General features: G+C 69.9%; 13 protein-coding genes. 7 read left to right on the plus strand and 6 right to left on the minus strand.

The window, feature by feature from the left end:
- The first annotated feature begins 122 nt into the window (after window positions 1-122).
- The 4 genes from cofD (at window position 123) to SM418_RS35570 (ending at window position 6132) form a co-directional block, all read left to right on the plus strand.
- Window positions 123-1076, plus strand: a complete 954-nt coding sequence (cofD, locus tag SM418_RS35555; RefSeq protein WP_371946018.1) for a 2-phospho-L-lactate transferase — start codon at window positions 123-125, stop codon at window positions 1074-1076.
- Window positions 1073-2359: a coenzyme F420-0:L-glutamate ligase gene (locus SM418_RS35560; RefSeq protein ID WP_371946017.1), complete on the plus strand. Its 1287-nt coding sequence runs from the start codon at window positions 1073-1075 to the stop codon at window positions 2357-2359. The genes cofD and SM418_RS35560 overlap by 4 nt, the downstream gene beginning before the upstream one ends.
- A 158-nt stretch (window positions 2360-2517) precedes the next feature.
- A complete protein-coding gene (locus tag SM418_RS35565) occupies window positions 2518-5067 on the plus strand; it encodes a bifunctional FO biosynthesis protein CofGH (RefSeq protein ID WP_371946016.1) in 2550 nt (849 codons plus the stop codon).
- A gap of 18 nt (window positions 5068-5085) precedes the next feature.
- Window positions 5086-6132 (plus strand): substrate-binding domain-containing protein, encoded by a 1047-nt coding sequence (locus tag SM418_RS35570; protein ID WP_371946015.1) that lies wholly within the window; start codon window positions 5086-5088, stop codon window positions 6130-6132.
- On the opposite strand, the gene SM418_RS35575 is transcribed toward SM418_RS35570, so the two are convergent.
- The 4 genes from SM418_RS35575 to SM418_RS35590 form a co-directional block, all read right to left on the minus strand.
- Complete coding sequence (locus SM418_RS35575) at window positions 6133-7053, minus strand: LysR family transcriptional regulator (RefSeq protein WP_371946014.1); 921 nt, start codon at window positions 7051-7053, stop codon at window positions 6133-6135.
- A gap of 313 nt (window positions 7054-7366) precedes the next feature.
- Window positions 7367-8020: a DNA-3-methyladenine glycosylase family protein gene (locus SM418_RS35580; protein WP_371946013.1), complete on the minus strand. Its 654-nt coding sequence runs from the start codon at window positions 8018-8020 to the stop codon at window positions 7367-7369.
- Between the two features lie 281 nt (window positions 8021-8301).
- Window positions 8302-8547, minus strand: coding sequence for a hypothetical protein (locus tag SM418_RS35585; RefSeq protein ID WP_371946012.1), 246 nt, complete (start codon window positions 8545-8547; stop codon window positions 8302-8304).
- Between the two features lie 74 nt (window positions 8548-8621).
- A complete protein-coding gene (locus SM418_RS35590; RefSeq protein WP_371946011.1) occupies window positions 8622-9260 on the minus strand; it encodes a flavin reductase family protein in 639 nt (212 codons plus the stop codon).
- A gap of 496 nt (window positions 9261-9756) precedes the next feature.
- On the opposite strand from SM418_RS35590, the gene kilB reads away from it, so the two are divergent.
- Window positions 9757-10242 carry a plasmid transfer protein KilB gene (kilB, locus tag SM418_RS35595; protein ID WP_371946010.1) on the plus strand — a complete coding sequence of 162 codons (486 nt, stop codon included), beginning with the start codon at window positions 9757-9759 and terminating at the stop codon, window positions 10240-10242.
- A 35-nt stretch (window positions 10243-10277) separates the two neighbouring features.
- Here kilB and SM418_RS35600 read toward each other — a convergent pair whose 3' ends face one another.
- Window positions 10278-10484, minus strand: a complete 207-nt coding sequence (locus SM418_RS35600) for a DUF397 domain-containing protein (protein WP_371946009.1) — start codon at window positions 10482-10484, stop codon at window positions 10278-10280.
- 20 nt (window positions 10485-10504) lie between these two features.
- Window positions 10505-11398, minus strand: a complete 894-nt coding sequence (locus SM418_RS35605; RefSeq protein WP_371966150.1) for a helix-turn-helix domain-containing protein — start codon at window positions 11396-11398, stop codon at window positions 10505-10507.
- A 176-nt stretch (window positions 11399-11574) separates the two neighbouring features.
- Between SM418_RS35605 and SM418_RS35610 the strand changes: the two genes are divergently transcribed.
- Both SM418_RS35610 and SM418_RS35615 read left to right on the plus strand, forming a co-directional pair.
- On the plus strand, window positions 11575-12321 hold the full coding sequence (locus tag SM418_RS35610; protein WP_371946007.1) for an ATP-binding protein: 747 nt from the start codon (window positions 11575-11577) through the stop codon (window positions 12319-12321).
- Between the two features lie 360 nt (window positions 12322-12681).
- The gene (locus SM418_RS35615; RefSeq protein WP_371946006.1) at window positions 12682-13515 is read left to right on the plus strand and encodes a phosphotransferase; all 834 of its coding nucleotides are present in this window, start codon (window positions 12682-12684) and stop codon (window positions 13513-13515) included.
- The last annotated feature ends 2 nt before the right edge of the window (window positions 13516-13517 follow it).

Raw genomic sequence — 13517 nt, forward strand, 5'->3', positions numbered from 1 at the left:
GCTGAGGACCGGTCCAAGAGGGAGAATTCGCGCTTGTTCGGATGGGGGCTGTTGTGGCTCGTTCCCGGGGGGTCGTTGTGGCTCGTTCAGGTGTGGGGGGTGGAGCGCCGTAGGGTTGGGTTATGCGGATCGTGTGTCTGGCGGGTGGGATTGGCGGGGCCCGCTTCTTGCGGGGGCTGCGTGGGGCGGTTCCGGAGGCGGAGATCACCGTCATCGGCAACACCGGGGACGATATTTCGCTGTTCGGGCTGCGGGTGTGCCCTGACCTGGACACCGTGATGTACACGCTCGGCGGCGGCATCAACGAGGAGCAGGGCTGGGGGCGGACGGACGAGAAGTTCACCCTCAAAGAGGAACTCGCCGCGTACGGGGTCGGGCCGGGGTGGTTCGGGCTCGGGGATCGGGACTTCGCCACGCACATCGTCCGGACGCAGATGCTGGCGGCCGGGTACACGTTGTCGGCGGTCACCGAGGCCCTGTGCGACCGGTGGAAGCCGGGGGTGCGGCTCATCCCGATGACCGATGACCAGGTCGAGACGCACGTGGTCATCGAGGACGACCAGGGGCGGCGGGCGATCCACTTCCAGGAGTGGTGGGTGCGGCTGCGGGCGTCGATCCCGGCGCTGTCGATCGCGGCGGTCGGCGCCGAGGTCGCGAAGCCGGCGCCCGGCGTGCTCGCGGCGATCGACGCCGCCGACGTGGTGCTGTTCCCGCCGTCCAACCCTGTGGTGAGCATCGGGACGATCCTGGCGGTGCCCGGTATCCGGGACGCCATCGCCGCGAAGACCGTGGTCGGGGTCTCGCCGATCATCGGCGGGGCGCCGGTGCGGGGGATGGCGGACGCCTGCCTGACCGCGATCGGCGTGGAGACGTCGGCCCGGGCGGTCGCCGAGCTTTACGGGCTCGGGCTGCTGGACGGGTGGCTCGTCGACGAGGCCGACGCGGACGTGCGGGTCGAGGGGATCGACATCCGGTCCCGGCCGCTGCTGATGACCGATGACCGGGCGACGGCCGAGATAGCGCGTGCGGCACTCGATCTCGCGGTGGAGTTGAAGCGGGCGGAGGACGCCGAGTGAGGGTTGAGGTTTTCGGCGTTCCGGGGCTGCCGGAGGTCGCCGAGGGGGACGACATCGCCGCGCTGGTCCCGGCAGGTCTGGTCGAGGACGGTGACGTGCTCGTCGTCACGTCCAAGATCGTCAGTAAGGCGGAGGGGCGGGTCCTGGTCGCGGGCGACCGGGAGAAGGCCATCGACGCCGAGACCGTGCGGGTCGTGGCGCGGCGGGCGCACGCGCGCGGCGAGACCCGGATCGTGGAGACGCGGCAGGGGCTCGTGCTCGCGGCGGCCGGTGTGGACGCGTCCAATACCGAGCCGGGAACCGTGCTGCTGCTGCCGGAGGACCCCGACGCTTCGGCGCGGCGCATCCGGGCCGGGGTGCGGGAGCGGACCGGTGTCGACGTGGGCGTGATCGTGTCCGACACGCTGGGGCGGCCCTGGCGGAACGGGCTGACGGACGCGGCCATCGGCGTCGCGGGGCTGGAGCCGCTCAGCGACCTGCGCGGGCGGGACGACTCCTACGGCAATCGGCTCGACGCCACCGTCACGGCCGTGGCGGACGAGATCGCCGCGGCGGGCGAACTGGTGAAGGGCAAGCTCGACGGGGTGCCGATCGCCGTCGTGCGGGGCTTGGCCGGAATCGTCACGCAAGGGGACGGGCCGGGGGCGCGGGCGCTGGTGCGTCCGCCTGCGGAGGACATGTTCCGGTTCGGGTCGGCGGACGTGCTGCGTGCGCGCCGGACCATCCGCGAGTTCACCGCGGAGCCGGTGGACCCGGCGGCGGTGCGGCGGGCCGTCGACGCCGCGATCACCGCGCCCGCGCCGCACCACACGACGCCGTGGCGGTTCGTCCTTCTGGAGTCGGCGGAGTCGCGGACGCTGCTGCTGGACGCGATGCGCGACGCCTGGGAGGCCGACCTGCGCCGTGACGGCTTCTCTGAGGAGTCGATCACCAGGCGGCTGCGGCGCGGCGAGGTGCTGCGGCAGGCGCCGTATCTCGTGGTGCCCTGCCTGGTCATGGACGGTTCGCACGACTATCCGGACGAGCGCCGGTCGAGTGCCGAGCGGGAGATGTTCGTCGTGGCGGCGGGTGCGGGCGTGCAGAACCTGCTGGTCGGGCTGGCGGTCGAAGGGCTCGGCTCCTGCTGGGTGTCGAGCACGATGTTCTGCCGTGACGTGGTGCGCGACGTCCTCGACCTGCCGGACGAGTGGGACCCGCTGGGCGCCGTCGGCGTCGGTCACGCGGCCGCGCCGCCGCGTGCGCGCCCGCCGCGGAGCGCCGACGCGTTCATCGAGGTCAGGTGACCCGCGGAGGCGCGAGGATCGGCTGACCTCGGGACGGACGTCCGAGGGTCGTCCACTCGGCGGGAATAGATCGCAGGTGGCCGGGGCTTGGCTCATTGCAGGGCCTTGCCGGGGCCCCGGCGCGGTGCAAATTATGACGATTGGCATAGAGTGCCCGCATGGACGCCCCGAGCTCCGCTCTTCGCCGGGCCCTGGCCCGCGCGCGTGACGGCAAGACACTGGACCGATCCGAGGCCACGACACTGCTGCAGGCGCGCGGCGCGCAGCTCGACGATCTGCTCGCCCACGCGGCCCGCACCCGGGACGCCGGCCTGGAGGCCGCCGGCCGCCCGCACGTCATCACCTACAGCCGCAAGGTCTTCATCCCGCTGACCCGGCTCTGCCGGGACCGCTGCGGGTACTGCACGTTCGCGACCGTCCCGCACAGGCTGGACTCGCCGTACCTCAGCCCCGACGAGGTCCTGGAGATCGCGCGGCAGGGGGCCGCGATGGGCTGCAAGGAGGCCCTGTTCACGCTCGGGGACCGTCCCGAGGACCGGTGGAAGCAGGCCCGCGAATGGCTGGACGCGCACGGCTACGACGACACGCTCTCGTACGTGCGCGCGATGGCGATCCGGGTGCTGGAGGAGACCGGGCTCCTGCCGCACCTGAACCCGGGCGTGCTGACCTGGCGCGACTTCCAGCGGCTCAAGCCGGTCGCCCCGTCGATGGGCATGATGCTGGAGACGACGGCGACGCGGCTGTTCAGCGAGCGGGGCGGCCCGCACTTCGGGTCGCCCGACAAGGATCCGGCCGTCCGGCTGCGCGTGCTGGAGGACGCGGGACGCACGAACGTGCCGTTCACGACGGGGATCCTCATCGGCATCGGCGAGACCGTCGAGGAGCGCGCAGACGCGATCTTCGAAATCCGCCGGACGATGCGGGAGTACGGGGCGATCCAGGAGGTGATCGTCCAGAACTTCCGCGCGAAGCCCGACACGAAGATGCGCGACACGCCGGACGCCGAGCTCGAGGAGCTGGCCGCGACGATCGCGGTGACGCGGCTCGTCCTCGGCCCTAAGGCGCGGGTCCAGGCGCCGCCGAACCTGGTCGCCGAGCAGTACGCGCTGATGCTGCGCGCCGGCATCGACGACTGGGGCGGCGTCTCGCCGCTGACGCCCGACCACGTGAACCCCGAGCGGCCGTGGCCGCAGCTCGACGAGCTGGCCGAGCGGACCGCCGAATCGGGCTTCGAGCTGCGGGAACGGCTGACGATCTACCCCGAGTACGTGCGCCGGGGCGAGCCGTGGCTCGATCCGCGGCTGGTCGGGCACGTCGCCGCCCTGGCCGACCCGGCGACCGGGCTGGCGCGCGAGGACGCGGTGGTCTCGGGACGGCCGTGGCAGGAGCCCGACGGCGGGTTCGAGGCGTCCGGGCGGACGGACCTGCACACGTCGATCGACACGACCGGGCGGACGAGCGACCGGCGGGACGACTTCGACGAGGTCTACGGGGACTGGGACGCGCTGAAGGAACGCATGGCCGCGCCCCAGCGGTTCGATGCCGATGTCAAGACCGCTCTCGCGCGCGCGGAGCAGAACCCTGCGGGGCTTTCGGACGATGAGGCGCTCGCCCTCCTGCATGCCGACGGGCCCGAACTCGACGCGCTGGTCTCGCTGGCCGACGACCTGCGGCGGGAGGCCGTCGGGGACGACGTCACCTACGTCGTCACGCGGAACATCAACTTCACGAACGTCTGCTACACCGGCTGCCGATTCTGCGCGTTCGCCCAGCGCCGGACCGATGCCGACGCCTACACGCTGTCGTTGAGCCAGGTCGGTGACCGGGTGGACGAAGCGTGGGCGGCCGGCGCCACCGAGATCTGCATGCAGGGCGGCATCCACCCGGATCTGCCCGGCACCGCCTACTTCGACCTCGCGCGTGAGGTGAAGCGGCGGGCGCCTGACATTCACCTGCATTCGTACAGCCCGATGGAGGTCGTGAACGGCGCTTCCCGGACGGACCTGTCGATCCGGGAGTGGCTCCAGGCCGCGAAGGAGGCCGGTGTCGACTCGCTGCCCGGGACGGCCGCCGAGATCCTGGACGACGACGTTCGGTGGGTGCTGACCAAGGGCAAGCTGCCCACCGACCAGTGGATCGAGGTCGTCACCAACGCGCATGAGATCGGCATACCGACGACGTCCACCATGATGTACGGGCATGTGGACACTCCGGCGCACTGGGTCGCGCACATCAAGCTGCTGAGGTCCATCCAGGAGCGGACGGGCGGGTTCAGCGAGTTCGTGCTGCTGCCGTTCGTCCACCACAACTCGCCCATCTATCTCGCTGGGCTGGCGCGTCCGGGACCTACCGTCCGGGAGAACGTGGCCGTCCACGCCTTGGCCCGGATCCTGTTGCACGGCGCGATCCCCAACATCCAGACGTCGTGGGTGAAGCTCGGGGACGAACTGTGCACGCGCGTCCTGCAAGGGGGCGTGAACGACCTCGGCGGCACGCTGATGGAAGAGACCATCAGCCGCATGGCCGGGTCGGAGAACGGTTCGTTCAAGCCCATCAGCGATCTGGAGGCGATCGCAGCGCGCGCGGGGCGTCCCTCCAAACAGCGCACGACCCTTTACGGCGAGGTGCCGGCAGAGCGCCTGGAAGCGTCCCGCCGGACCGACGGAATCGGTAATTTCGGACGGCGCCTGCCGCTCGTCGGCACCTGATTCCTGTATGACAGACGCGTGGACGAAGAGGCACGCCCGCTGTGGCGGGTTACCGGTGAGGGGGCGACCCCCCACGCCCCCCGGTTCGCTCCGCTCAGACGTAGCCCGGCGGCCCTGGCCGCCGCGGCGCTGCTGCTGTCGGGCGCCAGCGGGGGCGCGTGGGCATCTGGCCTGTTCTCCGCGCCGGCCTGCTCCGGCGCGCCGGTCCGGATCATGGTCGCGGCACAGCCGGAGATCGCGCCCGCGCTGAGCGACGTGGCGTCCCGCTTCAACGTGGAGAAGCACCGGGTCGGCGGGCGCTGCGCCCACGCCCGCGTCACCCCGGTCGCGCCCGCCTCCTACAAGGGGCAAGCGGACGCGTGGGTGCCGGAGTCGTCGCTGTGGCTGAGCATCGTGCGGGAGGGCGGCAGCACGTCCGTCCCCTTGACGGCGACGTCGGTGGCCGCGACGCCGGTCGTGCTGGCCACGACCCGTCCGGTGGAGAAGGAATTAGTGGACGCCGACGTCGACATCGGCTGGAAACTCCTGCTCAAGGGCAAGGCGGGCGGGCTCCCCCTGGAGCGGATCGCGGCCGACCCGAGCGCCGGCATGACCGGAACGATCGCGATGCTCGCGATCGGGCAGGTCGACAAGGACGCGGACGTCGCCGAGGCGCTCCGCAAGAACGGCGGCTCGACCGCGACTTTGGCCGGGCTCATGGGCGCCGAACGATTCGACCGTCCACTGGCGGTCTCCACAGAGCAGGCGGTGGTCGCCTATAACGAAACCCACCGTCCGAACCCCGTCGTCAGCCTCATGCCAGACGAAGGCACGCTCATGCTCGACCACCCCTTCGCCGTGACCACGAAGGACCAGCGCAGGCGTGACGCCGCGGAAGCGTTCCAAGCGGCCCTCGGCACGCGCTCAGCGCGCAACATCTTCCAGGGCGCCGGTTTCCGCGTCCCCGACGGCACCCTGGCCGCCGCGTACGCGAGCGAGTACGACCTTCCGGAGAAGGCGCCGAAACCACTCCGGCTCCCGGCCCGCAAGGAGATCGACGAGGCGCTCTCGTCCTGGAAGACCTGATCATGGCGTGCCGCGGAGGCAGCTCGGACGCCGCTCGGCCAGCGCGTCCGCCGACTTCCGCAGCTCCTCCAGGACGGCCCGGACCGACGGCCGCACCTCGGCGCCGACACGCGTCCACAACACCATGCGGCGGTCCACCGGGGCGTCGGCCACGTCCCGGACGACGATGCCCTCCTCCCGCTCGGCGAGCGCCAGATCGGGGATCAGGCAGGCCGCCCCGCCCGAGGCGACCATCGCGAACATGATCAGCAGGTCGTTCGTCCGGTACCGGACATCGGGCCGGAAACCCCCGAGCTCCACACACGTCCGTTCCAGCAGATCGGCGTGGTTCGTCCCGACATGGGCCGTCACCCACGGGCATTCCGCGAGATCGGCCAGCCGGACGGGAGCCCCGTCCAGGGCCAGCGGATGATCCTCCGGCAGCGCGACCCGCATCATCTCGGTGATCAGCACTTCGGACGTCAGTTCGGGACGCCGGGGACGCGGCAGATGCGAGTACTCGTCGGTCAGCACGACGTCGATCTCCTGCATCACCAACGCTTGCAGAACCCGGTGGAACTCCTCGTCCAGCACGTCGATCACGAGTTCCGGATACTCGCGCGCCAGACGCGGGAGGGCGGGCGCCAGCACATGGAGCAGCGCCGTCTGGAACCCGACGAGCCGCACCACTCCGGCGACCCGCCCGCTCGCCGCGACCGTCGCCTCCTCAGCCTGCTTCGCCCGCGCCAGCAGCGCCTCCGCGTGCTCGGCGAGCACCTCCCCCGCCGCAGTCAGCCGCAGCCGCCGCCCGGCGCGCTCGACCACCGGGACACCGACGTCCTTCTGCAACTGCGCGAGTTGCTGCGACACCGCGGACGGCGTGTAACCGAGGGCATCGGCCACGGCCCCGAGCGTCCCGCGCAGCTTGAACTCGCGGAGCACCCCGCAACCGTCCGAGATCCAGCATAGTGAAGGGATTCTTACACAATCCCTCCAGAAAAGGTCGCTGGACCTGAACGTTGGACGGAGTCAAACTGTAGGTGCGACGGAGAGAGGCGGACACCCCGCCACACCCGGTCGCCCCGCGCGGGAACGCCCCCACAGCGATCCCAAAGGAAGAAGACCATGCTGTACGTGCTCGGCCTCATCATCGCCCTCGCCGTCCTCGCCCCCCTGTTCGGCGCGGACAGCCGCGACAGCCTCGACTGGACCCCGAACAGCTTCTGGCTGCGCCGCCGTTCGGAGGCCGCCCCGGTCAAAACGACCGGTAGTCCCGAACGGCCAAACGGGGGCCACGCCTCGGCGGGCGCCTCCCGGACGATTCCAGCAGCCGGGTGACCCGGTACCGATGACCGGCATAGGGCTCCAGCAGTTCGAGCATCCCGGCGTCGTCGACCTTCCGTCCCGCGAGCGCCCAGCCCACCAGGCCGGGCAGGTTGTAGTCGCCGACGGAGACGGCGTCGGGATCCCCGACCGCCCGCTGCCGTATCTCGGCCGCCGTCCAGACCCCGACCCCGGGCAGCGACCGCAGCCGGACCTCCCCCGCGTCCTCCTCCAGCCGCTTCGCGACCCGCGCCGCCCCGATGATCGTCCTCGCGCGGACGGCCTCCAGCCCGGACCGATGCCACTCCCACGAGGGAATCCGGACCCACACCTCGGGCGGCGGCGGAACCCGCATGTGCGGCGCCCCCGGCGCCGGCTCCCCGAACCGCCGCAGCAGGTAGCCCCACCCGCGCCAGGCCTCCTGCGCGAGCACCTTCTGCTCCATCACGGCCGGCACGAGCGCCTCGAACACCCGCCGCGACTTCCCGATCCGCAGCCCCGGCCGCCGACGCACCTGCTCCCGGACGACGTCGTGCCGAGCCTCGAACTCCTCCGGCACATCGGACGCCCCGAGTAGCTCGGGCACCCCGTCCAGCAACCACTCGGCCCCCGCACCCCAGGCAGTGGCCTGAACGACGTCCCCGGCCCACCGAAGCCGCAACGTCCCCGGCCCGTCCGGCGTGTAGGACGCGCGCCAGACAGCGCCGTCCCGCTCAACCCGGAAAGCCGGATCATGCCGCCCCCGCTGATGCGGCGAAAGCGTGCCGAGGAGATCCAGCTCCCACGGCGGCCGCCACTCCCGAACCCGCCCGGGAAGCCGCCCACCGACCGCGTCCCCAGCCACACCGGGCGAAATCTCGGAAAGGCTCAAAGAGAAAACTCGTCCCTGGAGATGCGAACGACCAGGCCAGCGAGAACCGGAACGCGACTCTTGTTGCCGGTCATGTCGCTGTGCCTCGACTTCTGCCAGCTGGCCTGGGAGGTCATCTCGTGTACTCCATCGATCAGTCGGCGCGAGGGGACCTCGGGGAGCACCTGCGCGGCGATGAGTTCGTAGCCCTTCCCGAACGTCCGCACCTCGGCGGTATCGAGCACCAGTTTGCCACTGCTCACGACCTCGACATACTCCCTGACCGGCACCAAGACCGTCCGGCCCCGCCGCAACCCCTGGCGGAACGGCTTCGGGCTCAGGTGGTCGTCGGCTGAAGCTCGTGCGGCATGTTCCAGCCTTCGGCGAGCCTGGACGGGTGGACGTTGCGGCCACCGCCGAAGAACTCGCAGAACTTCATGATCAGCGGGTCCCACCCGAGCGGGTCGACGTGGCCGGTCCCCGGGATGACCAGATCTTCTTCGACGCGGGCGCGCAGGACCTCGACCTCGAACGCCGCGGCCTTCGGAGTCGGGCCGCCGAAGGGACGGGCCGAGACGACCCGGCACTCCAACTGGATCGGGCATTCCGCAACCCGTGGGGCCCGGACCAACTGCGATGCCTGCTCGGTCAGCCCGGCCGCCGAGAACTTGTCGGGCTCGTACCGGTAGCCCTGCGCGACCTTGCGGTCCGGGACGTCCGGCCTTCCGGTCATGAGCGCGAGCCGGTCGACGGCGTCGACCATCGCCGAAGAGGGCAGGTTGAGCACGCATTCGCCGTCCCGCAGCAGGTTCGCCGTGGTCCGCGCGCTGTTGCCGAGGCCGAGCATGCACGACTGGTTCAGCCACCACGCGGACGACATCGGCGCGAGGTTCGCCGTACCGTCGTCGTTCAGCGAACTGATCAGCACCACCGGAATTCCGAAGTACAGCACCTTGAGCCCAGGTACGACGTGCATGCACAGCGCCTTTCGCAGGGGGACGACCCGCGGCCGGAAGCACGAGCCGTCACCGACCCTCTCGCGAGCCGGACGACCCCCGCTCCCCCGCGCACGTTGACCCCCGCGCACGTTGACTTGCGGCGTGTCGTTGTTATGGACGCGTCGAAAACAACGACACGCCGCAAGTCAACGAACAGTCGCCGACACCGCCGAGCTGCTCGATCCTCCTGGCATGGCGCACGAGGTACAGCAGGTGATCGGCCCAGATCAGGCCGTCCGCGCCCTACTCGATCTCCGACACCATCGCTGCCCACACGTTCCGCTCCATGGCCAAAGACCCCACCTTCGAGGTCCTTTGAGTTCTGAACCAAGTACTGCGCGTCGCGGACGCAGGTCTCGACGCAACCGTTCGCACCCTCACTGTGGCTGCTCTTACGACATTGTCGCTGGCCGTTCGAGCGTAACCACCGGATCCTTGGGGCTCCGCCGACCGAAACCGTGCTCCACTGGATCCATGAGCGGCACGGAAGCTCTCGGCATCGCGCTCGGCCTCGTGCTCAGCCTGCCGATCCCCTCCACCCTGTACATCCGCCTCAATGCGCGGCGCCGCAATAGACGACGACGGGCGAACCAGGCGGCGGCCCACGACGCCCTGGCCAACGCGCTCACCCACTACCGCCACGCAGAACTGCACTACATCCGCCAGCGCCTCGGATCGCCCGGCACCCCGGCCGCACGTGACGCGCACGCGGCATCCTTCCGCGAGCGCTCCACGGTTCAGCACGCGCTCTTCCTACTGCGGACGGCGTCCACCGACCCGCGCATCGTGATGCTGGCTGAGCGGGCGTTCGAGCTCACCGGCGGGATCCACGACGCGGGCACGCTGGAGCAGGCCAGCCGGGACGCGGCCAAGGCAGACCAGGCGATCCGCGACTTCGTCACCGCAACCGGCGCCACCGTCCACCCCACGACGCATCAGACCGATGTGCGTCATGCTTAGGTGCCCGACGAGGTACGGCGTTTGATCGGGCTGGCTCAGAGGTCGTACGCGCCCTGCTTGATCTGCGACACAATGGCCGCCCACGCGTCCCGTTCCAAGGCGAGGACAGCACCGGCTGGGTCCTTGGAGTCCCGCACGGCATTTCCCTTAACGAGCAGCGCCACCTCCACGCATTCGCCGCCCGAACTGCCGCTGTGGGAGCTCTTACGCCACACAGCGCCGCTGAAGGTGGGTTCCTCCACGACGAGACCTCATCTCTCTGTCACGCCAGCTCTACGGCTACCTTCTCGATCAACGTGATCGACTCACCTGGGCTGAGCGCATCCGCCCGGAGGGCTTCGAACGTCAGTCTATGTATCTCGATTTCGGCCGTCTTGTCCATCAAGATCGACCCCGCTCGGTTCTCGACGTACACATACTCGGCAACAGCCGCGTCCCCAAGATCCAGGGTCACCATGGTGAACGCTCCACTGACCGCTGGGTGGGCGCCGCAACTGAAGGGCAGAACCTGAAGCGTGACGTTGCGTTCTCGTGCCCGAGTCACCAGAGCGCGTAGTTGCTCCACCATGATCTCGGGGCTGCCGACGATCCTGCGAAGTACCGCCTCACTGAGCACTGCCCAGTACTGGACGGGGTCGTCTCCTCCCAAGATCGCTTGGCGAGCCAACCGGGATTCGACGCGCCCTTGGATCTCATCGTCCGAGGGTCGGCGCGGCTCAACGGACATGATCGCCCGCGCATACTCGGGTGTCTGGAGGAGGCCCGGTACCCACTCATTGGCAAAGATGGCGATCTCCGTGGCCTCCGCCTCCAAGCCGAGGTACAGCTCGAAGCCCGGGTGCAGGACCTCGCCATAGCGCTGCCACCAGCCGCGTTGCCGCGCGGCTTTGGCCAGCTCGGTGAGCTGCGCCGTCTCGTCCGGCGTCGCGCCGTACAGCTCCACAAGCCGTTCGAGGACACGCGCGGGCACGGAACTCTGCCCGGTCTCCATTCGGCTGATGGTCGAGTCCGTCCGGGCGATGTGGCGTGCCGCGTCGTCCGCCGTGACGCCGGCGCGGGTCCGCAGCGCACGGAGCCGGATACCCAGCATGATCCGGCGGACGGTCGGGCTCTCGGGGCGTGGCATCAGGGCACCTCCTCGATGGTCGGTCGTCATTCTGCCCTCCCAACTTCACCTTGCGTGGCCAATTCCACACACACAGTCCATTTCGGTCATTGCATATGGGTTTTTGAAACGGGATTGCATCTTAGCTTTGCGTGGTCAGTATCGAGCCGTCAACGCAGTGTGTGACGCGATGAACACATATCGCGATCCCTGGGAGGAGAGGCTCGATGGAGGTCAAGGGGGCGTGGGGGCTGGTGGCCGGGGGGCTGTGCGCGTGGCGGCTGCCGGAGGACGAGAGCGGGCCGGCGGCGGCGCGGCGGCTCGTCCGTCAGACGATGTCCGAGTTGCGGCTCGACCGGGACGTGATCGAGGACGGCGAGCTCGCCGTCTCCGAGACCGCGACGAACGCGCTGCGGCACGCCAGGTGCGCGCGGGGCGGTCGGCCACCGACCGTCCCGGAACTGTGGATCTGGGCACGGACGATCCCATCCCCCCAGCTCATCGTCTCCGTTTTCGACGGCGCGCGAACGACCACACCGCACACCTCCGGGGCCGGGCTGCTGGACGAGCACGGCAAGGGCCTCGAACTCGTCCGTCAAGTCACCGTCGCGTGGGGCAGCACCCCAACCCGTTCCCGGATCGACACCACATCCATCCCCGGCAAAACGGTCTGGTTCGCATTACCGCTACCCCACGACTGGCCCGGCCTGCACTACCGCGTCCACCCCGGGACGGCCGCACACCATCTGCTCCTCAACCTCACCCGCCGCGGCTTCAAGGGAACGCGCAGCACCACCGAGGACGGCCTCTCCGTCCTCGTCCTCCCCAACCTCAATGTCTGGGTCCACCGCCGCACCTTCTGCTGGTGGTCCACCCCGCGCCGCTACATGCGCCGCCCCCTGATCGACCTTCAAGAAACCACCGAACTGCTCATCCACCATCTCGACACCACCCTGACCCCGGCCTCAAAGTGAACTCGTCGACTACTCCGGCGGCGGGAACCGGTCCGCCTGCCTCCGCGTCCTACCACGTCATGAAGCCGATCATGCTTGCCGAGCAGCTTCGCGACCTTCAGGCATACGGGCGGCAGCGCACCGCCGAAACTCGGCATCGAACCCGCCGACGTACCCGACCGCGTACGGCAGTTCCTCAAGAGCAGGACGGCGCCTGACGATGTGGGCCCGCCTGCATCAACGTGCTGGTGACGGCGGCGGCCACCGGCAACGGCCCCTTCCGCTCACCGTCTGGGGCCGCTGCCGCCTCCCGTGATCTTGTTGGGCCATGCCACCCCGTACGTGGGATCTTGGGAGGCGGCTGAGTCGCGAGGACGGGAGATGTTGGTGGACGTCCGGTCGAGCACGCACGTGATCGAGTTAGGGCCCGATGTGGTGGTCAAGCGATACCGCTCGCGGCGCAACGACGAGCCGCATCGCGAGTGGCGGGCCCTGACCCTTCTGCACGAACACGCCCCGGGCATCGCGCCTGTACCGATCAGCGCCAACCTGGACGTAGAGCCGCCGACCGTGGTGATGTCCCGCTTGAACGGTGCTCCGCTGGAGTGCGGGCCCTCCTCAGACCTGGCCACGGCAGTCGCCAGCGCCGTCATGCGCGTACAGGAAGCGATCCCCTCGCACACCCTGGCGGATCTACCGGCTCGCGCCGGGCATCCACTCGAACTCCTGAAGCAGGTTCGGACGTGGTGCGCGGCAGCGCGACGTCCTGCCGCCGACCCGACGGTGGCCGAGGCGCTCCGCGCGGCAGAGATCTGGCTCCGGCGCCCCGCGCTGGATGTCGTGCTCGAACAGCCCACGCGGCCCGTTTTCGGCACCGGCGACGGGAACCTGGCCAACCTCCTCTGGGACGGCAGCGAAGTCCGCCTTGTGGACTTCGAGTACTCCGGCCGCAGTGACCGTCCCTACGAGCTGGCCGAACTGACCGAGCACATCTCGGTACGGACGGCGCACGGGCCCGGCATGGAGCACGTCCTGAAACACTTCGACCTGGACTCGGCGGAGGCCGACAAAATGGAGAGCTGCCGCCGCCTGCTCGCCGCGTTCTGGCTGCTGAGAATCATGGGCAGCGACCGAGGCGATCCGCAGACCCGCGCAAAAACCCTGACGAGCCAGGCGGCCCGGCTGCTGACCTTGCTCGACCGTCGAACCTCGTGACG

It is taken from the genome of Actinomadura chokoriensis (assembly GCF_041463665.1).
In the GTDB taxonomy this organism is placed as follows: Bacteria; Actinomycetota; Actinomycetes; order Streptosporangiales; family Streptosporangiaceae; genus Spirillospora; species Spirillospora chokoriensis_A.